The organism is Flavobacterium sp. NLM (assembly GCF_002210235.1).
Lineage (GTDB): Bacteria > Bacteroidota > Bacteroidia > Flavobacteriales > Flavobacteriaceae > Flavobacterium > Flavobacterium panici.
This window is the reverse complement of the sequence record NZ_LIAC01000015.1, coordinates 220,069-244,231: the sequence shown is the minus strand read 5'-3', so window position 1 is coordinate 244,231 and position 24,163 is coordinate 220,069. Positions and strand designations below refer to the sequence as shown.

Here is a 24,163-nt window from a genome sequence, read left to right as displayed (position 1 = left end):
AACATGGACGATATTAATACACCAGAAACAGAAATCACAAATGAAAATGTGAATTTTGAAACCAGAATAAATTTAGCACCGCTTTTAGAGCACGTAAATGCTATTAAAAAAGAAATTGAAACCGTAATTGTGGGACAGCATAAAATGGTTGACCAGCTTTTGGTTGCTATTTTATCAAACGGTCACGTTTTACTGGAAGGTGTTCCTGGAGTTGCCAAAACAATTACAGCAAAGTTATTAGCAAAAACATTAAACATTGATTTTAGCCGAATCCAGTTTACGCCGGATTTAATGCCATCTGATATTTTAGGAACTTCTATTTTCAATTTAAAAAGTTCAGAATTTGAATTCAAAAAAGGGCCAATTTTCTCTAATTTAATTTTAATTGACGAGATCAACCGTGCGCCTGCAAAAACTCAGGCCGCTCTTTTTGAAGTTATGGAAGAACGCCAGATTACAATTGATGGTTCTGGATATAAATTAGAAACTCCGTTTTTGGTAATTGCAACACAAAACCCAATTGAGCAGGAAGGAACTTACCGTTTACCGGAAGCACAATTAGACCGTTTCTTGTTCAAAATCACAATCGATTATCCTAAATTAAACGAAGAAATCCTGATTATTCAGAGAGAGCATTTATTGCAGGATCATGGAAAATTAGAAGCCATTCAAACGCTTCTTTCTTCTGCAGAAATAAATCAATATCAGGCTTTAGTTAAACAAATTAGAGTAGAGCAAAATCTATTAGAATATATCGCAAGAATCGTAGTAAATACACGCGAAAATGCCTTTTTATATTTAGGAGCTTCGCCTCGTGCTTCAATAGCAATTTTGAATGCTTCAAAAGGTTTCGCTGCCATTCGCGGACGTGATTTTGTTACTCCGGAAGATATTAAAGAAGCTGCAATTCCAGTTTTACAGCACCGTGTTATCGTTGCGCCGGAACGTGAAATGGAAGGAATTACAAGTTCTGAAATTATCAAACAAATTATCGAAACTGTAGAGATTCCTAGATAGTTCTCTGTTCCTGCGAGGTTTTCAAAACCTCGTAGGTATTAATTATATTATTTATTCTAAGTCAAAAACACCTACAAGGTTTTAAAAACCTTGCAGGAGAACTTGAAACTTAAAACCTGAAACTATAAAAAACAGTGAAGTTTATAAAAAGTCTATATCTCAATAATTTCTTCTTCTATGTGCTTTTGGGCATTATAGCATTATTTGTCTGCGCTTTTATTTTTCCGAATTTGTACAACGCAGTTTGGTTTATTGTTTTGGTTTTGATCACTTTTTTAGGTTTGGATATTTTAATATTATATCTGGCCAAAACAGGAATTGAAGCCGAGAGAATTACACCCGAAAAGCTTTCAAATGGAGATTTAAATCCGATAAACATCAAAATCAGAAATCATTATACGTTTCCAATTTTAGTCAGGATAATTGATGAAATTCCGTTTCAATTTCAGGTTCGTAATTTTAAAATTGCAAAAAGAGTAAAAGCGTCTGAAGAAAAAGAAATCGGATATGATCTTCGTCCAACCGAACGCGGCGAATATCATTTTGGTTATTTAAACATTTACGTTTCTTCGCCATTACGATTAATTTCAAGAAGATTTTCTTTTGCCAAAGATCAAATGGTGCCAACTTATCCGTCTTATATTCAATTAAGAAAATACGATTTAATAGCATTTTCGAATAATTTGTATCAATACGGAATCAAGAAAATCCGCCGAATTGGTCATACCATGGAATTCGAACAAATTAAAGAATATGTTCAGGGCGATGATCTTCGAACTTTAAACTGGAAAGCCACAGCCAAGAAAAATGCACTGATGGTGAATCAGTTTCAGGACGAAAAATCACAGTCTGTTTATTTGGCAATTGATAAAGGACGCGTTATGCAAATGCCTTTTGATGGATTAAGTTTACTGGATTATGCAATAAATTCGACGTTAGTTTTGTCAAATGTAATTCTGAAAAAACAAGATAAAGCCGGAATTTTTGCCTTTTCTAAAAAAGTAGAAAACAGAGTTTTTGCAGAAAGAAGAGGTTCGCAGATGCAAAAAATCCTTGAAACTTTATACAACATCAAAACTGACTTTTTTGAAAGCGATTACAGTCGATTGTATGTTGACATCAAGAAAAACATCAACCAAAGAAGTTTAATTATTCTTTACACGAATTTTGAAACAATGGATGGTTTACATCGCCAACTTCCCTATTTAAAAGGAATTGCAAAAAGCCATTTACTAGTTGTTGTCTTTTTTCAGAATACGGAACTAAACGCTATCATCAATAAAAAAACAGATACTATTCAGGAAGTTTACGATAAAGTAATTGCCGAAAAATTCATGTTTGAAAAACGTCTTATTGCAAATGAGCTGAAGAAATACGGAATACATTCTGTTTTAACACAGCCTGAGAATTTGACTTTGGATGCTATTAATAAGTATTTGGAGATTAAGGCGCGAGGGATTTTGTAGAAATTGTGAAATGTAGTTTGTAAAAAGTAAGATGATTACAGAAAAACATTGATTTATGAATGAGCTCGAATCTCACATTTTCACGTACATTGTTCAATTTCGCGGAGGAACATATTGCACTCAAGTTATATCTGAAAACATAGAAAATTCAGTTTTCAAATGGCTTGAAAAAATAAAAGAAGAAAAAAACGAAATACAATATTTAGGTAATAAAACGCTTGAAAATTTAGAATTTCAAATACTTAATCAAATGGATTTTCCAACTAAACTTAGCAGATTAAACAACGTTTGGTTTCTGCAATTTAGATCTAAATCAGGCTCTTTTTTTATAAATATTGTAAAGACTTCTAATACTTAAAAAGCATTATTAAAACCTAAACTTTAGAAATACTACCATTTTATTCTCTGTTAATTAATGGTTATATTTAAAATTATGAATTAAGTTCATTTGAATTATTGATTAGTTTTGGATATCAAATAACTTCTAAATCATTAAAAAATGAAAAAAGCAATTCTAATTGTATTCATTTTAACCAGCCTATTTTGTTCTGCACAAAAAACAGAAAACATTATTATCATAACTACTGACGGTTTTAGATGGCAGGAAGTTTTTAAAGGATTAGATCCGGCGATTGCCAATGATAAAAAATTTAATCAGGGAGACAGTACTTATATTTATAAAAAATATTCTGCTTCAGATTTTTCAGGATCACGTCAAAAAATCATGCCTTTTTTCTGGACAGAAATTGCTTCGAAAGGGCAAATTTATGGAAATCGCGATCTTGGAAGTAAAGTAGATGTTTCAAATCCGTATTGGTTTAGTTATCCTGGCTATAGCGAAATCATGACCGGAAATGTTGACGTTCAGATAAATTCTAACGGTTACAAACCTAATCCAAACGTAAATGTTCTGGAATTTCTAAATAAACAATCTAAACTAAAAGGAAAAGTTGCTGCTTTTGGTGCGTGGGACGCTTTTGACCGAATTTTAAATGAGGAAAGAAGTGGTTTTCCTGTAATTTCTGCTTTTGATAATGTAGGCGGAAATAAACCTACAGCGTCTCAAAAACTACTAAACGAAATGCGAAATAATTCGTTCAAACCTTTTCATGAAGATGAATGCCTTGATGTTTTTACGCATTATGAGGCAATGGACGAACTTAAAACCAAGAAACCAAAAGTGCTGTATATCTCTTACGGTGAAACCGACGAATGGGCGCATCATGGTCATTACAGATCGTATCTTGACGCAGTTAATCAGGTTGATAAATGGATTAAAGAAATTTGGGATTTTGTACAAAATGATCCGCAATACAAAAACAAAACAACTATATTTATCACCGTAGATCACGGCCGCGGCGACAAAGTAAAATCACAATGGACAGACCACGGAGCTGATGTTGAAGGTGCATCGCAAATTTGGTTCGCCGCAATGGGACCTGAAATTGCCCCAAAAGGCGAAATCAAAACAGATTCTCAATTCTACCAAAAACAATTCGCCCAGACTTTTGCCAAAATCATGGGATACAATTTCACCACAGATCATCCTGTAGAAACTGAAGTTAAAGAAATCTTTGAAAAATAAATTCTAGTTTTTTCGCCACAAATTTCACGAATTTTCACGAATTATAATTGAACATAATCAAAAGAAATTAGTGAAAATTCGTGTAATTCGTGGCAAAAACCATAACAACTCAAAACCTGCAAGGTTTTAAAAACCTTGCAGGAAGAAAAAATCTCAGTACCTTAGCGCCTTAGAATCTTAGTCGCTCAAAAAAATGAAACAAATAACTTCAGTTCAAAATCCGTTTATAAAATCGCTTGCTTTATTACAGGAAAAAGCAAAAGCCAGAAAACAAACCGGAACATTTTTAATTGAAGGACAACGCGAAATTTCATTAGCCATAAAAGGCGGTTACGAAATTGAAACCGTTTTATTTTTACCCGATTTAGTTACCGAAAACCAGATTAATAAATTAGTTTCCTCATCGGTTCAGTTAATTGAAATCAACAAAGAAGTTTACCAAAAACTAGCTTATCGCGATACAACCGAAGGTATTTTGGCTGTAGCCAAAACCAAATCCTTAAAATTATCTGATTTAAAATTATCTGATAATCCATTAATTTTAGTGGCCGAATCTCTGGAAAAACCCGGAAATGTGGGTGCTGTTTTACGTACTGCAGATGCCGCAAATCTTGATGCCGTTTTAATTGCAGACCCAAAAAGCGATTTATACAATCCGAATATTGTCCGCTCCAGCGTTGGCTGTTTATTTACCAACCAAATCGCAACCGGAACAACCGAAGAAATTATTGCTTTTTTGAAAGAAAAAAAGATCAGTTTTTACTCGGCAACTTTACAAAATTCAACTTCCTATCATACCCAAAACTTCACCACTCCAACCGCTTTGGTTGTGGGTACAGAAGCGACAGGCTTAACGCAAAAATGGCGTGACGAAGCAACACAAAACATTATTATCCCAATGCAGGGCGAAATCGACAGCATGAATGTTTCTGTCGCTGCCGCTATTTTAATTTTTGAAGCAAAAAGACAAAGAGGGTTCTAATTTTAGATTTTAGATTTTAGATTTTAGATTTTAGATTTTAGATTTTAGATTTTAGATTTTAGATTTTAGATTTTAGATTTTAGATTTTAGATTTTAGATTTTAGATTTTAGATTTATAAAAAATCGCTTTGCTCTTTTTTATTGGAATTTGGACTCGAGCAATAGCGAACAGGCGAAGCAATTTAAAAAATTGGAATTTATTTTCTGTCAGGCTGAGCGAAGTCGAAGCCCTTTTTTTATTCAAAAAATCTAAAATCTTAACTCTAAAATCAACAATCCATTCCCTTGCGTATGTTCTAAGTTATTCTTATTTTTAGTACTTGAACTATGCCGTTATGATAGAAATAGATATTGAAAAAGAAAACAAAGCAATTACGCACGAATACAAGGAATTACTACGAATTAGTTACCAGACTTTAACACCTGCCGACAAAAAATTAATTCGGAAAGCTTTTGATGTTGCTGTTGATGCTCATAAAGAACAAAGACGTAAATCTGGTGAAGCGTATATCTTTCATCCTATTGCAGTTGCGAAAATTGTTGCCTCAGAAATTGGTCTGGGAGCGACGTCTATTGCCGCGGCTTTATTACACGATGTTGTCGAAGATACTCCCATAACTGTTGAAGATATTGAGCGTTTATTTAACCCAAAAGTAGCGCAGCTTGTTGAAGGTTTAACTAAGATTTCATTAGTTCAAAAAGACTTAAATGCCTCCATGCAGGCGGAGAATTTCCGTAAAATGATTCTGACTTTGAACGATGATGTGCGTGTAATTTTGATAAAATTAGCCGATCGTCTTCACAATATGCAGACGATGGATTCGATGGCAGAATATAAACAGACAAAAATTGCGTCTGAAACGCTTTATATCTACGCTCCTCTCGCCCATCGTTTAGGACTTTACAATATCAAAACCAAATTAGAAGATTTGGGATTAAAATACACAGAACCTGCTGTTTACGAAGATATTGTAAGCAAAATTAGAGAAACTAAGGAAGAACAGGATGCTTATATCAAAGATATATCTGATGTTTTAAAGAAATCTTTAGATGCAGAAAATATAGATTATATCATAAAAGGTCGTCCGAAATCTATTTATTCTATTCGCCGTAAAATGCGTGCGCAAAATGTAAGTTTTGACGAAGTGTACGACAAATTTGCGCTTAGAATCGTTTATAAATCAGATCCGCACGATGAAAAATTCATCGCCTGGAAAATATATTCTATCGTAACCGATCATTACAGACCGAGCCCAAGCCGTTTGCGTGACTGGATTTCATCTCCAAAATCAACTGGTTATGAAGCACTTCACATTACCGTTATGGGGCCTAAAGGACGCTGGGTTGAAGTTCAGGTTCGAAGCGAGCGTATGGATGAAATTGCCGAAAAAGGGTATGCAGCACATTACAAATATAAAAATGGCGCAAGCGAAGAAAGCGGATTAGATGTCTGGCTAAATTTACTTCGTGAAGCTTTAGAAAATCCGGAGACAAATGCGGTAGATTTCGTGGAAGATTTCAAAATGAATTTATATTCAAAAGAAATTTTCATTTTTACCCCAAAAGGAGAAATAAAATCATTGCCAAAAGGCGCAACTTCGCTGGATTTTGCTTTTAGTATTCACTCTGAAATTGGAATTAAAACAAGAGGAACCCGCGTAAACGGACGTCTTGTGCCTTTAAACCACGAATTAAAAAGCGGCGATCAGGTTGAAGTTATAACATCTGCAAACCAAAAACCTACGGTGAACTGGTTGGAATATGTAACGACATCAAGAGCAAAAAACAAGATCAAAAACGTTCTTAACGAGAACACGAAAAAAATTGGTGAGGAAGGAAAAGAATTACTTACCCGAAAACTTAAACATTTAAAAATCACGCTTAACGAGCAAGTTACAAACGAGTTAGTTAACTTTTTTAAATTAAAAACCAGTTTAGATTTATTTTATCGCGTTGGAATTGGCGCTATCGAAAATCAGCAGTTAAAAGATTACGCAGCACAAAAAGGAAATACGTTTATCAATTTCTTTAAAAATAAAATTAAAAGAAATAAAGACAACACCGCTGCCGAAGATATTCACAAACCAGTCATTAGCAGTAATTACGACATGCTGGTTTTTGGAACTGAACATGATAAACTGGATTATAAACTTTCGCAGTGCTGTAACCCAATTCCGGGTGACGATGTTTTTGGTTTTGTAACGATAAACGAAGGAATTAAAGTGCATAAAAAAGATTGTCCAAACGCCATTGGAATGCAGTCTAATTATGCCTACAGAATCATGAGTGCCAAATGGATAGATTCTTCTCAAGAAGAATTTAAAGCCATTATCAATATTACAGGAATGGACGTTTTAGGACTTACAAATCAATTAACGCGAGTAATTTCAAACAATATGAGTGTTAATATTCAAAGTATTTCTTTGAGTACGGATGCCGGAATTTTTCACGGTCAAATTGCTGTAATTGTTCAAAACAATACCATTTTGAAAAAAATGATCAATGCCATTAAGAAAATTGACGGCGTTGATAAAGTTACCAGAGAATATAGAACCTAGCTTTTAAAATATTTTACAAATTGAGTTATGAGTAATGAAACCCTAGAAATTCCAGAAGTTGTTTTTGATAAAAATGGAGAACTTTTAATTGTTGCTTCTCAATCTTCCTCAAAAGATGATTTCGATTTCTTTCAGGGAAAATCGGTTATTCGTAACAAAAAATTAAAAACAAGATTTGCCAATTGTACAGAGTGGATTGAATTTCCATCAACTCAGGAAATGTATAAAATTTTAAACGGAATTGGCAATATTGATAATTTTCTTGCCACTTTTGACGGAGAACCTTTTGAAGGAATGACCGTTAGATTATTTAATCCGAAGACAAAATTGTGGAGCATTTACTGGGCCGATTCAAATTCGGGAACATTAGATAAACCCGTTGTAGGCTCTTTTGAAAATAAAATTGGACATTTTTTCTCTAAAGATATTTATGAAGGTAAAAATGTAATTCAGGTATTTAGATGGGATGCCCGTGACGAAAATAATCCGGTGTGGAGTCAGGCTATGTCTGATGATCAGGGAAAAACATGGGAATGGAACTGGTACATGTATATGTCAAAAACGAGCTGAAAATCTGTTATTTTTCTCCTAAATTAAAATAATTATGTTAATTAAGTTCTGTTGAACTTTGTAAAATATAATAGCGCAAAAGCCTGAATTTGGTACATTCCCTGTTATCAAATTCCAGTTTAAACGTTAAACTTTAAACCCGAAACTTTTATTCATTAAAAATAAAAAATTATCTTTGCAGGATATGACACTTATTTCAACTGACAACACTAAGAATCAAGAAATTGTAAAAAATGTTTTTACAATGTATCTTGAACAAAAAGGGCATCGCAAAACTCCTGAGCGTTATGCTATACTTCAGGAAATTTACGATAGCGAGGAGCATTTTGACATAGAAAACCTATACATCAAAATGAAAAACAAAAACTACCGTGTGAGCAGGGCTACGCTTTACAACACGATCGAGTTATTGTTAGACTGCGCTTTGGTTAGAAAACATCAATTTGGACAAAATCAGGCTTACTACGAAAAATCATATTTTGATAAACAGCATGATCATATCATTATGACAGATTCTGGTGAGGTAATCGAATTTTGCGATCCAAGAATTCAAACCATCAAAAAAACTATCGAAGAGATATTTGATATTGAAATCACAAATCACTCGCTTTATTTCTACGGAAACAAAAAACAGAGTTCACAGTCTTAAAATAAAGACTTTTTCAAAAAATTAAAAAAAGAAAATTAACTACATAATCAGTAGGACAGCTTTTAATTGTCCTAACGCAAATTAAAAACAGAATGACGGTAGATTTATTACTAGGATTACAATGGGGAGATGAAGGTAAAGGAAAGATTGTTGACGTTCTTACCTCAAATTATGATATTATTGCACGTTTTCAAGGAGGACCAAATGCAGGACATACATTAGAATTTGATGGAATTAAGCACGTACTTAGAACTATTCCTTCTGGAATTTTCCATAAAGATTCAATAAATATTATCGGAAATGGTGTTGTAATTGATCCTGTAGTTTTTCAAAAAGAAATTGAAGGTTTAGAAAAATTCAACCTTGACATCAAAAAGAAATTAATCATTTCAAGAAAAGCACATTTAATTTTACCAACGCACCGTTTGCTTGACGCGGCTTCTGAAGCTTCAAAAGGAAAAGCAAAAATTGGTTCTACTCTTAAAGGAATTGGCCCAACTTACATGGACAAAACTGGTAGAAACGGTTTACGTGTAGGTGATATCGAATTAGAAGATTTTAACGAGCGTTACAGAGCATTGGCTGACAAGCATGAAGCTATGATTGCTTTCTATGATGTTGCTATTCAATACAATTTAGCAGAACTTGAAAAAGAGTTTTTTGAAGCTATCGAAGAATTAAAAAAATTAGATTTTATTGACAGTGAAGAATATATTCACCAGGCTCAAAAAGCAGGTAAATCTATTCTGTGCGAAGGAGCTCAAGGTTCTTTATTAGATGTAGATTTTGGAACTTATCCTTTTGTAACTTCATCAAATACTACTGCTGCCGGAGCTTGTACTGGTTTAGGAATTGCTCCTAACAAAATCAAAGAAGTTTACGGAATTTTTAAAGCTTACGTTACTCGTGTTGGTAGCGGACCTTTCCCAACTGAACTTTTTGACGAAGTTGGAGCGACAATGGCAAGAGTTGGTAACGAATTTGGATCTGTAACAGGAAGACAAAGACGCTGCGGATGGTTAGACCTTGTGGCTTTAAAATATGCTGTTCAGGTAAATGGCGTTACGCAGTTAATGATGATGAAAGGTGATGTTCTTTCTGGTTTTGAAACTTTAAAAGTTTGTACAGAATACAACTATAAAGGTCAAAACATTGCTCACTTCCCTTATAACATTGAACCAGAAAATGTTACTCCGGTTTACAAAGAGTTTAAAGGATGGAAAGCAGATTTAACAGGATTGACAACTTATGATGCATTGCCAATCGAGCTAAAAGAATATATTGAGTTTATTGAGAAAGAAATCGAAGTGCCGATCAAAATTGTATCGGTTGGGCCAGACAGAAAGCAAACAATAACAAAATAATACATTTAAACGCTCTGATAATCAGGGCGTTTTTTTTATGAAACTATTTTCGAAATGAGAAAAAATCCAGAAATTGAAATTACAGAAACCAAATTATTATCTGATAATTGGTATGTATTAAACAAAGTTACTTTTAACTATAAAAAGGAAAACGAAAAAGTAGAATCGCATATTCGTGAAGTGTATGATCGCGGAAATGGTGCCGGAATATTATTATACAATAGTTCTAAAAAAACGGTTATTCTAACCAGACAATTTCGTTTACCAACTTTTCTTAACGGAAATAAAACCGGAATGATGATCGAGGTTTGCGCCGGACTTTTAGATAAAGATAATGCCGAACAAGCTATAATTCGAGAAACGGAAGAAGAAACAGGTTATCGCTTAAAAAAAGTTCAAAAAGTTATTGAAACCTACATGTCTCCAGGTTCTGTAACAGAGATTCTATATTTATTTGTGGGAGAATATGATGAAAACATGAAAGTAAGCTCTGGCGGCGGACTTGACGCTGAACAGGAAAATATTGAAGTTCTGGAATATACTTTTGATGAAGCTTACGCCATGATTGAATCTGGAGAGATTACAGATGCTAAAACCATTTTATTACTGCAGCACGCGAAGATTAAAAATTTAATTTAGATTTTTTGAGTATTTTTAAATTCTAAAAATACTCAAATGTCCAAATTCAAGATATTATTTTTTCTGTTTTTACCTTTTCTTATAATGGCACAAAATGAGAAACTGCCAGCCGAAAAACTAAAACAAGATCTTACTATTTTTAAAGAAATAAGAGAAAAAGCCAATTCTGGATTATACAAATACCGCACAAAACAGCAAATTGACAGTATTTATTCCTGGGCATTTTCACAAATAGAAAAACCTGCAACACTGCTCGAATTTTACAAAATCATTTTAAAAATTACTGATTTTGAAGGCAGCGTACACAATGATACTACTCTTCCTGATGAATTTCAAAATAAATTTTCATCAGGAAATGTATTTTTTCCATATCCTGTAAAACTCATTGAAGGAAAGTTAGTAATCAATTTTCAAAACTCAGAAATTCCGTTAGGCTCAGAAATTCATCGTGTAAACAAAATTAAAGTCAATAAACTAATAAAAGACTTTTATAAATATTATACCACTGATGGATACAATATTTCCGGAAAATATATTGGATTAACAAGTTCGTTTGGAAAGTATTTTGAAATGGAATACGGACCTCAAAAGAGCTTTTTGGTAGAATATTCGCTTCTTAACAGCTCTAAAAAACTGACTAAAATAGTTCCTGCCGTATCTAATGATATCCGAAAAGAAAATTTCAAAAATCGGTTTTCACTTCCTATTGACAGTCTTCAGTTTAATAAAGCAAAAAACAAATATTCGTGTACGATTATTTCTAAAAATACGGCCTTACTCTCTGTTCATACTTTTTCAATTGGTAAAAATGCTAAAGCAAAAGAACATTTAGCTTATAAAAAATATCTGGACAGTTGTTTTCAATATTTAAGCAAAAACAATCAAATAAATAACTTGATTGTAGATGTAAGGAACAATGGCGGAGGCAGCGATCCAAATGATATTTTGACTTTTTCTTATCTTACACAAAAACCATATCGCGAAAATGCTTCTGCATATGTTAGCTTTCAGGAAATTCCGTTTCCAGATTATTTTGTTTACGATGAAACGGAACCACAAAAAAAACTGGAAGAAAAAAATGATTTTGAAGCTGATTTAAAAGATGAGTTTCCGAAGTTAGAAAACGGAAAATACAATCAGGACGAAAAATTCAATCAATTATTACAACCTGATACAAACAATTTTAAAGGACAAATCTATTTATTGATAAGTCCAAGAATAGCTTCTGCAGGATCGTTATTCGCTTCTTTAGTGACAGGAAATACAAATGCCATTGTTATTGGCGAAGAAACTATGGGTGGTTATTTCGGACATAACGGCCACACTCCTGTTGAATATGAATTACCAAACACAAAAATTAAAACAAAATTTTCGATTGTAAATTTAGATCAGGATGTTCCTAAAAAGGTCAATCAGATATTTGGCAGAGGCGTTATTCCTGATTATGAAGTCAAACAAACTTTAGAAGATTTTTTACAAAATAAGGATACGCAGTTTGAATCTACTTTGAAATTAATTGAATCGAAATAATATGAATATCTGGAAAGAATTTGCAAACCAAACTAATGGAATTTTTAAAGAAGGTTATTCCTGGCATTCAGATTCCGTTGAAATTGAATATAAAAACTGGAAAATTGTTTTTGATAATTATACACTTTGGTCTGGAAAATACAGCACCGAAATGACTAGAGTAATTGTTCCGATTACTTTACAGGATAATTTTAGATTCGAAATTTATAAAGAAGGGTTTATTCGTAAAATTGAAAAATTCTTTGGGGCGCAAGACATAGAAATTGGTTATGCTGATTTTGATAAAGCCTTTACAATTAAAAGTAATAATGAATTTAAGATAAAAACATTATTAAAAAATAGTGATATAAGAAATAGTATCAGTAATCAGAAAGATGTAAACATTCAAATCTCAGATCAAAAAGGGATTTGGGAAGAGAAGCTTCCAAAAGACAAATTTGAATTATCTTATTTTAGTGATGGCGAAATTCTAGATTTAAATATCTTAAATGATTTGTTAGAACTTTTTAAACTTATCTTAAACGAAATGTTTGAAATAAATGTTATAGCTGTAAAATGAAAATCCAGCAAAGAATTTAAAGAATTGTGTAATACATATTGACGGGTATAGTTATAATTTTATTTCTATAAAAATACGACCCTATGAAAAAGTTATATTATACAGCAAACGTACTACTTATATTAATGTTAGCCTTAGTGATTTCTTGTAAAAAAAGCGACACTGTAAAGCTGACAGATAATACAACTGATAAAAAACCTAAAAAAACAATTGAATATAAGAAACCAGAATCAGCAGTTTCTTATCAATTTAGCAATACTAAAGAATGGTTGAAAACAAATGAAGCTGACAGCAGTAAACTGGATATTGTTTATGCAGTAAACAGAACTGATAAAGCGAATTTAAAAAAGTTAGATTCAGTAGTTATTCCTGCAGATTTTAGTGGAGATTTAGTTTATTATTTACCGTTTCCACTGCATGTTGGGGCTTTAGAAGAAGTTTCGAAAATCATTATTTTCTCCTATCCTACCCAGACTTTTGCTGCTTACGAAAACGGTGAACTTGTTTATACAGGGCCAACAAATATGGGAAGAAAAAAAGATCCAACACCAACCGGGTTATTTTTCACCAATTGGAAGGCAGAAAAAACAACGAGTACTTTTAATGACGAATGGGATTTAAAATGGAATTTTAATATCGAAAACAAACTTGGAGTTGGTTTTCACGAATATGAATTACCAGGTTATCCGGCATCACATTCCTGTTTGAGATTACTGGAAAAAGATGCTAAATATCTTTACAAATTTGCCGATGAATGGATTTTGAAAGATAAAGAAAATGTAAAAGTAAAAGGAACTCCGGTTGTAGTTTTTGGAAGTTATAATTTTGACGGCCCAAAACCATGGCTGCAATTGGCATCAGATCCAAAAGCTTTAAATATATCTGAATCTGAAATTGAGAAAGAGGTAAAACCTTTTATTCAGAAGATTTTAGACAATCAAAAATTAAGAGAGGCGGAACAACAAACTACTGCTCTTTAAAAAATATTTTTTTCCTGAAAAAGCAGCTTATAATTTATCTATAAGCTGTTTTTTTGTTTTAAACCGAAAGGTAAAAATTTAGATAAAATAAATTTTCATTGATAATAATTTGTCTATTTTCGTTTCATAAAATACCTAAAACAATTATCTCCCTAATTTTCACACATGAAAAAATCATTTTTACTAGTTTTTATTTTTACAACTTTTCAGAATTACTGCCAGTCAAATCAAATTTTAGACTTCAAACCGGGTTACTCCCCTGAAACTATTTACAATCAGACAGTAACTAATTCTTCAGATTATGAAATGACATATTCAGGATCGGAAGAACTTTTGACGATGCTAAAGGAAAACGGGACCGAAAATCCAGTCAAAATAAAGAGTTCGTTTAATGTCGAAACTGTTTCTAAAACTGGTAAAATTGATAAAAACGGAAGCTTTCCTATTACCATAGAATACCTAAAATCTTCTGATAAAGATGGAAAAAGTGTAATTCCAAGCGGAACCCTTTTGTATGGGAATGCTACGCTTTCGAGCATGCCAAAATTGGATTCGATCGTAGGGAAAGGAATGGAGGAAAATTTTAAAAATAGTATTTTTAATATGGTTCAAAGTACTTTTAATCAACTAGCTATGCCCGAAAAAAAATTAAAAGCAGGTGAATCTTTTTCTCAGGAAAGCCCACTTAAACTTCCTATTGGCGGCATTAATATCGAAATGGTAATTACAACTATCTATAGTTTAAAAAATATTACTCCTAAATCTGCTTTTTTTGATATTGTCCAGACATATACAATGAAACTTGCTGATCCTAGCTTCGATTCGAGTGGTTCAGGAAATGGAACAGGGAAATTAGTTTATGATATCACCAATCATTTTATAAGTGAAAATACTTTAAACATGGAATTAAATCTTAACTTAAAGCATACCGACTTTAATATCGATTTAAAATCAAAAAGCGATTATAGCCAGCTTGCTAAAATCTCCAAAAAATAAACTAAAAAAGGCATAAGAATCAAACTCTTATGCCTTTTTTAATATTTGAAAAACTAAAAATTATCTAGAATAATTTGGAGCTTCTTTTGTAATAGTTACGTTATGAGGGTGACTTTCAGTGATTCCGCTTGACGTGATTCTAACAAAACGTCCAGATTCTTGTAAAGTTGGAATATCTTTTGAACCACAGTATCCCATTCCGGCACGAAGACCTCCAATAAATTGAAGCATACTTTCGTTTAATTCACCTTTGTAAGGAACACGACCAACAATTCCTTCCGGAACTAATTTTTTAACGTCGTCTTCAACATCCTGGAAATAACGATCTTTTGAACCAGTCTGCATCGCTTCAACAGAACCCATTCCGCGGTATGATTTGAATTTTCTTCCTTCAAAAATAATAGTTTCACCCGGAGATTCTTTTGTTCCTGCTAATAATGAACCTAACATTACACAGTCAGCACCTGCAGCGATTGCTTTAGGAATATCTCCTGTATAACGAATTCCACCATCAGCAATTACCGGAACTCCAGTTCCTTTAATAGCCGCAGCAACTTCTAAAACTGCTGAAAATTGAGGGAAACCAACACCTGCAACGATACGTGTAGTACAGATAGAACCAGGACCGATTCCTACTTTTACACCATCAGCACCATTTTCTACTAAATATTTAGCAGCTTCCGGCGTTGCAATGTTTCCAACCACTACATCTATTTGAGGAAATTTTGATTTTACTTCTTTCAATACATTTACCACACCCTCAGTATGTCCGTGTGCAGTATCGATAATAATTGCGTCTACTCCGGCAGCAACTAAAGCTTCAGCTCTTAGAACTGCATCTCCGGTAACGCCAATTGCAGCAGCAACTCTCAAACGACCAAAAGTATCTTTGTTTGCGATTGGTTTTTGAGTCAGTTTTGTAATATCTCTAAACGTAATTAAACCAACTAATTCGTTTTTAGCGTTTACAACTGGTAATTTTTCGATTTTATGGCCCTGTAAAACTACTTCGGCTTGTTCTAGTGAAGTTCCTTCGGCAACAGTAACTAAGTTTGTACTTGTCATTACCTCAGCAATTGGTCTTGCTCCGTTTTTTTCGAAACGTAAGTCACGGTTTGTAACAATTCCTTTAAGGATTCTGTTTTCGTCAACGATTGGAATACCGCCAATTCCGAATTCTCTCATGGCGTTTTTAGCGTCTGCAATAGTTGAATTCATTGGTAATGTTACCGGATCGATAATCATTCCTGCTTCAGCGCGCTTTACTTTTCTAACTTTCGCAGCTTGCTGCTCGATTGTCATGTTTTTATGTAAAACTCCAATTCCGCCTTCTTGCGCCATAGCGATTGCCATTGCACTTTCGGTCACTGTATCCATAGCAGCAGATACGATTGGAACGTTTAATGTTATGTTTCTTGAAAATTTTGATTTGATACTCACTTCGCGGGGAAGCACATTCGAGTAGTTAGGTACTAATAATACATCGTCGTAAGTTAAACCTTCGCCGATAATCTTGGAGTTGTGTGCTATCATGGTGCAATTTCTAGTTGAATTGCGTGCAAATATAGTGAATAAATTGCTAACTTAAATACTAACTTATTCATAAATTTATATTTACAGGAAACATCTTACGATTTAAATTCCAAATTTTTAAATTCCAAATTCCAATTAAAAACAGCGAAATAAAGGTTTCACATTCTAAGAAATTGGAATTTGGAATTTAAATAATTGGAATTCTATTTTTTATCTTGAAAAATGAAGTTGAAACCAAATTGAAACGCAAGGCTATGGGCTTTTGTAACATCTTTATACTCTAAAACATTATCGAATAAAGCATAAATATTAAATTTCCCGAGAGTTCCGGAAAGCCCCAAACCAATATTTTTATTCGAATACGGATCGACTGTATAAGTAACTTTCGCATCAAGTTTTTCAAAAATACTGCGTTGATAAAAAGCCGTCAAAGCAACATAAGGTGTTTCGGGCATTGTCATTATAAACAATTGTGTGCCAACAGCATTTAAATATCTTCTTTCATTTTGAATTTTACAATTACACTCTCCGTCGTATCTTGATTCCCCAAATGAATATTGAATGGAAGAATTAAATTTTACCGGACGCCAGGTCGTATATTTAGCATAAGATGTATCCCGCGGAATGGCTGCATCAAACTCATCAAAAATATTTTTTGGTTCATTTACAGCATCAAAATTTGGATTTACTCCGTCGTATTTGTAAGTTCCTTTATACCTTAATGTCTCAATATCTTTGGTATGTTTTATAAAACCAACATCGAGAATACTGGCTGTAAGCTGTAGATTTTCCTTAATATTATAAGTGACACCGGCATCAAACCCCAAACCTAAACTTCCGTTGAGAAAAGTATTGTGTGCAATATCACTGGGAATACTTCCTTCATATTCATCTTTTGTAAATTTTCCTATGCCTGAAGTTTTAAGTTCTAAATTTGATTCGATTATTTGAGTATATAAATTTGTTCCTGTTTCTTGTCCGGTATAAATGTATCCCGAATTTTTAGTCGAAGTTGCATTGGCACCGCTTGAATAAATTTTTGCTCGTCCGCCTAAAACCAATTTTTTATTTAGCCTTTTATGAAATCCGACATGGAAAACAGAAAGCACTTCGGCACGTAAATTTAAATCGGCTAAATTGAATGATTTTCCAATATAATTCTGGTTTCCGTCTACTGCTAAAATAGCAAGGTCTTTTGGAAAATACATTAAAAAATCAAATTCCTGATAAGCACCAAATGAAATATACGATTGACTGTCCTCGCCTCCTACTCTAAATCCACCCGAAAATATTTCAAGCTGCTGGTTTACCTGTGTTTTGTCATTTGCAGATGATTTATTGATAATATTTCGGACTTTGTCATTAAAATCTACGCCATTATCTGCAAATAAATCATAGGCAGAAAAACTGCTCGAACCAATATTTGCCGAAACTCCGGACAGAAGCGGAACTCCAAAATAATATTTATACGAAACATCGGCTCCGGGATTTACAAGTAATGACTGCGGAATCGAAGTAAAATTGTACAACACTTGTTTATTTTGAGAATAACAAAAGAGCTGCAGCATCAGTATCAAAATTAAAAGTGCTTGTCTCATTTTATTTTTATATAAACGGTTGCACCTGATTTGAACTTTAAATTACCTGTAATATCTCCCGATCCAGATCCTGTTACGGTTGTTACTATAAAACCAATTTTCATGGTCTTTTTTAATAAATTCAACCGTTCACCTTCAAAAACTTCTGTTGGATATTTTATGATATTGGAACCTCCTGTGTAGGTTGGAACAGCTAAATCAATAGTTTCTAATACCTGGTTATCACCATCTATAAACTGCAATTCAATTTCAAAAGCTCTGTTTATCGTATTTTCGATTTCGAAATTAAGCTCGGCTTTTGCCAGATTATCAGTGAAAAATTTCTTTTTAAAAATATCAAAATCTTCAACATCTGGAGGTATTTGCTGCCCCTGTCCATTATCGTCAATTTGGTCAGCAGGAACATCAAAGTAAGCGAGATTTGCCACAAACACAGGCTCAAGCACAAAATCATCGATTTGGTCAAAGTCTAAATCACTTGAACAAGAGAGCAATAAAACTGCAGAAAAGAGTGTTATAGAGATTCTATTTAAAAGATTTCGTTTCATTTTTTAATTTAATTAAAGATAAATAAAAACGCCTTTTCTTGTCAGATATTACTTATTTTACATTATTTTTTCAATGAAATTTTCCAAATAATTTAGATGCTTCATTATAAGCACTTTCAAAACTTAAAGAATTAAGTGCGGATTATAATTTAATATTATTCTTAATTACTATGCTTGAGTTTAATATGACTTCCAGATTGTCAATTTTTAATAAATCTTCAATTGTTTTTTCTATACAACTTCTAGTTAATTCCTTTACAAATAAATCAGGCGGAATTACATATAAACCCTCGAGATTATTTCCGTTCGTTTTATCATATTCTACTACTGTTTTCAGAAATTCATAAGTCCAAACATTCATTCCATATTTCCTGCCATCAGCTAACTCAACATTTATATTGCAAAAATCATTATTGATCTGCCAATTATCTGGATCTACTTCTTCAAACTCTAACCAAAGTTTAAAATCACTCATAATTTCATTATTTTTTAATGAAATTTTCCAAATAATTTAGATGCTTCATTATAAGCACTTTCAAAACTTAGAGAATTAAGTCCTGTTATTTTTTTATTGGCAGTAAAATACGAAATCAATTTTTCTGTCGGCATATTTCCGGTCAATTTATCGGTCGCCATTGGGCAGCCTCCAAATCCCTGAATTGCTCCGTCAAAACGTATGCATCCGGCTTTTGATGCCGCATCGATTTTTTCAAACCAGCTGTCTGGCGTAGTGTGCAGATGCGCTCCAAATTCGATTTCAGGATATTTTGGAATTAAATTCGAAAACAAATATGTAATAACATCTGGCGTAGAACTTCCAACTGTATCTGAAAGCGATAAAATTTTAACTCCCATTCCAGCAAGTTTTTCCGTCCATTCGGCCACAATTTCAACATTCCACGGATCTCCGTATGGATTTCCAAATCCCATTGAAAGATAGGTTACAACTTCTTTATTTTTTTTATCGGCGATTTCCAGAATTTCTTCCAGAGTAATTAAAGATTCGGCGATTGTTTTATGCGTATTACGCATCTGAAAATTTTCAGATATCGAGAAAGGAAATCCTAAATATTGAATGGCTTCATGTTCTGCAGCCTGAGCTGCGCCTTGTGTATTGGCAATTATCGAAAGTAATTTACTGGTTGTCTGCGATAAATCTAATTGTGCCAAAACCTCGGCAGTATCCTGCATTTGCGGAATTGCTTTTGGAGAAACAAAACTTCCAAAATCGATGGTATCAAACCCCACACGAAGCAACGCTTGTATATAAGTTACTTTATTTTTTGTTGGAATAAAGGTTTTGATACCCTGCATGGCATCTCGTGGACATTCGATAATCTTGATCTCTTTATTCAAAGCTTATTCTTTTGTAAAAGCTAAGTTAGGTTCTTTTTTAAAGAAATAAAAATTAACTGTTTGTGAATTATTTATTTTAATCTTATCGGGCTGTTTTTTTTACCATATAAGTTATGTAAGTTCATTTAAATTTTAATGCTGGATAGTTTCTCGTAAGTTAAATATAAGTGCATCCGTTTTTATTACGTTATATCGTAATAGATGTTTTTATTACACAAAAACGTAATATTTTAAAATATTACCAAAAAATGTAATAATTAAATTTATTACTTATATTTGTAATAGAATTTTTATTATTTTTTAATTATATTTGATTATGACTAGTGTAATTACAGGTGACATAATTGGTTCAAGACAACAAGAATCGCAGCATTGGGTCGAAGATTTAAAAAAAATCCTGGCTCCGCTTGGTAAAACGCCAAGTGAATGGGAAATCTATCGTGGTGACGAATTTCAAATTGAAGTTAAAAATCCGGAAGATGCTTTATGGACTGCGATTTTGATAAAAGCACATTTACGAACCATAAAATCTGATGCGAGAATGAGCATTGGTTTTGGAAATAAAACGCATAATGCTGCTAAAATTTCTGAAAGTAACGGAACGGCTTATATCAATTCGGGAGAACTTTTTGAGACTTTAAAAAAACAAAAAGTAACTTTAGCATTGCGAACAGGCGATGTTGATTTTGATGAAAAACTGAATTTAATGATTCAGCTGGCTTTGACTTTTATGGATAACTGGCTGGTGCAGTCGGCAGAATTTGTTGCAAAAGCAATAGAAAACCCAAGCCTTTCGCAGGAAGAATTGGGACAAAAATTAGGCATTAATCAAGCTGCTGTAAGCCGAAGACAAAAGCGTGCTCAGTTTGATTTGGTTATCAATTTAGATCGTTATTTTAGAACACAAATAAAACAACTTACAGCCTCATGATTTTATTTATAAAACTGTTTCTGGCACATTTATTAGGCGATTTTATCTGGCAGCCTAATTCCTGGGTTATCGATAAAGAGAGTAAAAAACACAAAAGTATTTACTTATATATTCATGTTTTATTACATGGAGTTTTAGCCGCGATTTTGGCTTGGGAAATTAGTTTTATTCCGTATGCGGTTTTAATTGCGGTTACGCACGGCATCATCGATTTAATCAAACTCAATTTCCAGAAAGATAAAACTAAACGTACTTGGTTTATTGCAGATCAAATTGCACATGTTTTGGTTTTAATAGGCGTGGTACTTTTATATCAACACAAAGGCATTATTTATTTTTGGCAGGATAACGCATTCTGGATTTTAATTACAGGAATTTTACTGTTGACCAAACCCACTTCTATTTTAATCAAAACCATTATTTCGATCTGGGCACCCGAAAACGAAAACAGCCATCAGGATAACTCGCTGATAGCTGCCGGAAATTATATTGGTATTTTAGAACGCTTATTTGTGTTCGGATTTATCTTAACCGGACATTTTGAAGCAATTGGATTTTTACTGGCCGCAAAATCTATTTTTAGATTTGGAGATTTAAAAGAAGCCAAAGACCGAAAACTAACTGAATATGTTTTAATTGGTACATTAATTAGTTTCGGAATTGCAATTCTTGCCGGAATACTGGTTCAGGCGCTTCTTTTACAACTGCCCTAAAACTTTTTTGTTGATTGCTTTTATTAACGCTGGCCCTTCATAAATAAAACCAGTGTACAATTGCACTAAACTTGCTCCTGCATTTAGTTTTTCGATGGCATCATCGGCAGAGTGAATTCCTCCTACTCCAATAATAGGGAATGCTTTATTGCTTTTTTCCGAAAGAAAACGAATTACTTCTGTAGAACGTTTCGTTAATGGTTTTCCAGATAAACCTCCCATTTCAGATTGGTTTTGAGATTGAAGTCCGTCTCTTGAAATAGTCGTATTTGTTGCAATTACACCCGCAATCTGTGTAGTTTTCACAATATCAATAATATCTAATAATTGCTCATCTGTAAGGTCTGGAGCAATTTTCAATAAAATTGGTTTTACTTTTTGAGTACTTGTTTTTTGCTTTTCGACATTTCTGTTTTGCAGCGTTTGCAATAAAGCCGTTAAAGGTTCTTTGTCTTGCAGCGCTCTTAAATTTGGTGTATTTGGCGAACTTACGTTTACTACAAAATAATCTACGTGATCAAAAAGTGCATCAAAACAAATGATATAATCGTCAACCGCATTTTCGTTTGGTGTCACTTTATTTTTTCCGATGTTTCCGCCAATTAAAACGCCTGAATTCTTTTTCAAACGTTCAACAGCTTCCAGAACTCCACCGTTATTAAACCCCATTCGGTTAATAATCGCCTGATCTTCTTTTAAACGAAACAAGCGTTTTTTAGGATTTCCTTCCTGACCAACCGGAGTTACGGTTCCAATTTCGATAAAACCAAAACCAAAATCAGAAAGTTCTTTGTACAACTTCGCATCTTTATCAAATCCTGCCGCAAGTCCCACCGGATTTTTGAATTTAATTCCAAAAACTTCTCTTTCTAATCGAGCGTCTTTTACTTCATAAATTGATCTTATAATTGCCGAAACTCCAGGGATTTTTGAAATGAATTTTACAAATGAAAAAGTAAAGTAATGCACTTCTTCCGGATCAAACCAAAAAAGTATTGGGCGAATTATCAATTTATACATAAGAGTTGTGTTGTTGTTATTTTGGCTGCAAATTTAAATATTATAGTTTAAAAAGGTACTGTTTTATAAAAAACAAATTAATAAGAGGTTGCAAGTTATAAAATGAAACAAGTTCAAGAGTTTCAACAACTGTCTATGGATTATTTATTACCTAATTTTGAAATAGTTAAACAAAATATTTACTTAAGTTAAATATTGTCACCCTGAGCGAAGTCGAAGGGACACAAAGGGCTTCGACTTCGCTCAGCCTGACAAAACAGGATGTAATAAAGTGATATACAAATTATACCTATCAGCTTCGCCTATGCATCACACAAACAAAACAATTCGCATTTTAAAAATTTACTTTTTACTATTATTCTTATTTCTTGCCTTTAAATCAAAAGCGCAACAAGAAAAAGACACCACCAAACTGCTTAACTTTAGGTACGGCGATAAAGGAATTGAACTTCGTACCAATGACAATAAATTTCTTTTTCAATTGCAAAGCCGGCTTCAGTTTCGGTTTTCTACACCAAATGATACAGATCCTTTAACTTATGATGATTACAGTCAGGATAAAAAAACTACTTTCAAAATTAACCGTGCCAGATTAAAAGTGGGCGGTCATGCTTTTGAGCCTTGGTTAAATTATTATTGGGAATATGAACTCAGCCAGTCTAATTTATTAGATTTTAGAATTATGGTGGAGAAATGGAAATGGTTAAGTTTTAAAGCCGGACAATGGAAAGTAGAATTTACAAGAGAGCGTTTCATAAGCAGCGGTGAGCAGCAAACCGTTGATCGTTCTTTAATTAACCGTCCCTTTACTGTAGACAGGCAAATGGGAGTTGAAGTTTACGGACATTTAAAAGGAAAAGGTATTGCTGATTTTAATTATTGGGCCGCAGCACTTACCGGAACTGGTCGGGGAAACACCTCTAACGATGATAATAATTTGATGTATTTCGGGCGGGCACAATGGAATTTTTTAGGACGATTTCTTGATTTTGAAGGAAGTGATCTGGAATTTCATGAAAAATTAACTCCAATTATTGCTTTTTCAGCTTTAACAAACCGAAGTCCTTACACCCGATTTTCACAATCTGGCGGAGGATATTTAGAAGGATATGAAGATGGTGCGCCGGGACAATACAGGGTAAATCAGTGGAATTTTGAAACCGCATTTATGTATCGGGGTTTTTCCTGGCAGAGCGAAATGCATACTAAAAAAATTATCGACAAATTAAACAATGATGACGAAACCACCTTAAAAGGCTACTATGTTCAGGCCGGATATTTTTTTCATAATGCTTTTGAATGGTGGCCCAAACATTTAGAAATGGCCGGAAGGCACGCCGCTTACAGACCTGACAATACTATTAGACAAAACCGACAAGATGAAACTACTATTGCTTTTAACTGGTTTTTTAAAGGACATAAAAACAAATTGACATCAGAAGTGACTTATTTCAGCTTTCAGGACAAAACACTTCCTCTTGAAGCCGGATGGAGATTTCGGATACAATGGGATATTTCATTGTAAAATTCTTACTTCTTTTTTTAATACAAATTCATTTTTTTAATAAC

At 33.3% G+C, this 24,163-nt stretch carries 22 protein-coding genes; 16 read left to right on the top strand and 6 right to left on the bottom strand.

The window, feature by feature from the left end:
- Positions 1–3: 3 nt before the first annotated feature.
- The 13 genes from APR43_RS18925 to APR43_RS18860 all read left to right on the top strand — a co-directional run bounded on the left by APR43_RS18925 (position 4) and on the right by APR43_RS18860 (position 14,895).
- Entirely contained in the window at positions 4–1,017 is a 1,014-nt protein-coding gene (locus tag APR43_RS18925; protein WP_053471012.1) for an AAA family ATPase, read from the top strand.
- A gap of 134 nt (positions 1,018–1,151) precedes the next feature.
- Positions 1,152–2,483, top strand: coding sequence for a DUF58 domain-containing protein (locus APR43_RS18920; protein ID WP_053471013.1), 1,332 nt, complete (start codon positions 1,152–1,154; stop codon positions 2,481–2,483).
- A 499-nt stretch (positions 2,484–2,982) separates the two neighbouring features.
- Entirely contained in the window at positions 2,983–4,068 is a 1,086-nt protein-coding gene (locus APR43_RS18910; RefSeq protein WP_053471015.1) for a phosphoglyceromutase, read from the top strand.
- Between the two features lie 193 nt (positions 4,069–4,261).
- Positions 4,262–5,050: a TrmH family RNA methyltransferase gene (locus APR43_RS18905; protein ID WP_053471016.1), complete on the top strand. Its 789-nt coding sequence runs from the start codon at positions 4,262–4,264 to the stop codon at positions 5,048–5,050.
- 335 nt (positions 5,051–5,385) lie between these two features.
- Positions 5,386–7,608, top strand: a complete 2,223-nt coding sequence (locus tag APR43_RS18900; protein ID WP_053471017.1) for a RelA/SpoT family protein — start codon at positions 5,386–5,388, stop codon at positions 7,606–7,608.
- Positions 7,609–7,635: 27 nt separating this feature from the next.
- A complete protein-coding gene (locus APR43_RS18895; RefSeq protein WP_082356387.1) occupies positions 7,636–8,178 on the top strand; it encodes a hypothetical protein in 543 nt (180 codons plus the stop codon).
- Between the two features lie 184 nt (positions 8,179–8,362).
- Entirely contained in the window at positions 8,363–8,827 is a 465-nt protein-coding gene (locus APR43_RS18890) for a Fur family transcriptional regulator (RefSeq protein ID WP_053471018.1), read from the top strand.
- A gap of 92 nt (positions 8,828–8,919) precedes the next feature.
- The gene (locus APR43_RS18885; RefSeq protein ID WP_053471019.1) at positions 8,920–10,191 is read left to right on the top strand and encodes an adenylosuccinate synthase; all 1,272 of its coding nucleotides are present in this window, start codon (positions 8,920–8,922) and stop codon (positions 10,189–10,191) included.
- Positions 10,192–10,245: 54 nt separating this feature from the next.
- Positions 10,246–10,830: an NUDIX domain-containing protein gene (locus tag APR43_RS18880; RefSeq protein WP_053471020.1), complete on the top strand. Its 585-nt coding sequence runs from the start codon at positions 10,246–10,248 to the stop codon at positions 10,828–10,830.
- An 84-nt stretch (positions 10,831–10,914) separates the two neighbouring features.
- Positions 10,915–12,360: a S41 family peptidase gene (locus APR43_RS18875; protein ID WP_240514974.1), complete on the top strand. Its 1,446-nt coding sequence runs from the start codon at positions 10,915–10,917 to the stop codon at positions 12,358–12,360.
- A 1-nt stretch (position 12,361) separates the two neighbouring features.
- A complete protein-coding gene (locus APR43_RS18870; protein WP_053471022.1) occupies positions 12,362–12,919 on the top strand; it encodes a hypothetical protein in 558 nt (185 codons plus the stop codon).
- Positions 12,920–13,002: 83 nt separating this feature from the next.
- Positions 13,003–13,899 (top strand): L,D-transpeptidase, encoded by an 897-nt coding sequence (locus tag APR43_RS18865; protein ID WP_053471023.1) that lies wholly within the window; start codon positions 13,003–13,005, stop codon positions 13,897–13,899.
- A gap of 165 nt (positions 13,900–14,064) precedes the next feature.
- Positions 14,065–14,895: a hypothetical protein gene (locus tag APR43_RS18860; protein WP_053471024.1), complete on the top strand. Its 831-nt coding sequence runs from the start codon at positions 14,065–14,067 to the stop codon at positions 14,893–14,895.
- Between the two features lie 60 nt (positions 14,896–14,955).
- Here the strand turns inward: APR43_RS18860 and guaB are convergent, their stop codons facing one another.
- The 5 genes from guaB to APR43_RS18835 form a co-directional block, all read right to left on the bottom strand.
- The gene (gene guaB / locus APR43_RS18855) at positions 14,956–16,428 is read right to left on the bottom strand and encodes an IMP dehydrogenase (protein ID WP_053471025.1); all 1,473 of its coding nucleotides are present in this window, start codon (positions 16,426–16,428) and stop codon (positions 14,956–14,958) included.
- Positions 16,429–16,631: 203 nt separating this feature from the next.
- Entirely contained in the window at positions 16,632–18,026 is a 1,395-nt protein-coding gene (locus tag APR43_RS18850) for a DUF5723 family protein (protein ID WP_053471026.1), read from the bottom strand.
- The gene (locus APR43_RS18845; RefSeq protein ID WP_053471027.1) at positions 18,023–18,574 is read right to left on the bottom strand and encodes a hypothetical protein; all 552 of its coding nucleotides are present in this window, start codon (positions 18,572–18,574) and stop codon (positions 18,023–18,025) included. Before APR43_RS18845 ends, APR43_RS18850 begins: the two co-directional genes overlap by 4 nt.
- A 142-nt stretch (positions 18,575–18,716) precedes the next feature.
- Positions 18,717–19,049 carry a hypothetical protein gene (locus APR43_RS18840; RefSeq protein ID WP_053471028.1) on the bottom strand — a complete coding sequence of 111 codons (333 nt, stop codon included), beginning with the start codon at positions 19,047–19,049 and terminating at the stop codon, positions 18,717–18,719.
- Between the two features lie 14 nt (positions 19,050–19,063).
- Positions 19,064–19,930, bottom strand: coding sequence for a hydroxymethylglutaryl-CoA lyase (locus APR43_RS18835; RefSeq protein WP_053471029.1), 867 nt, complete (start codon positions 19,928–19,930; stop codon positions 19,064–19,066).
- 316 nt (positions 19,931–20,246) lie between these two features.
- On the opposite strand from APR43_RS18835, the gene APR43_RS18830 reads away from it, so the two are divergent.
- Positions 20,247–20,861: a SatD family protein gene (locus APR43_RS18830; RefSeq protein WP_053471030.1), complete on the top strand. Its 615-nt coding sequence runs from the start codon at positions 20,247–20,249 to the stop codon at positions 20,859–20,861.
- The gene (locus APR43_RS18825) at positions 20,858–21,574 is read left to right on the top strand and encodes a DUF3307 domain-containing protein (protein ID WP_053471031.1); all 717 of its coding nucleotides are present in this window, start codon (positions 20,858–20,860) and stop codon (positions 21,572–21,574) included. Before APR43_RS18830 ends, APR43_RS18825 begins: the two co-directional genes overlap by 4 nt.
- On the opposite strand, the gene APR43_RS18820 is transcribed toward APR43_RS18825, so the two are convergent.
- On the bottom strand, positions 21,560–22,594 hold the full coding sequence (locus tag APR43_RS18820; protein WP_053471032.1) for a quinone-dependent dihydroorotate dehydrogenase: 1,035 nt from the start codon (positions 22,592–22,594) through the stop codon (positions 21,560–21,562). The two genes, APR43_RS18825 and APR43_RS18820, sit on opposite strands and share 15 nt — an antisense overlap.
- A 304-nt stretch (positions 22,595–22,898) precedes the next feature.
- Between APR43_RS18820 and APR43_RS18815 the strand changes: the two genes are divergently transcribed.
- Entirely contained in the window at positions 22,899–24,119 is a 1,221-nt protein-coding gene (locus APR43_RS18815) for an OprO/OprP family phosphate-selective porin (protein WP_053471033.1), read from the top strand.
- The last annotated feature ends 44 nt before the right edge of the window (positions 24,120–24,163 follow it).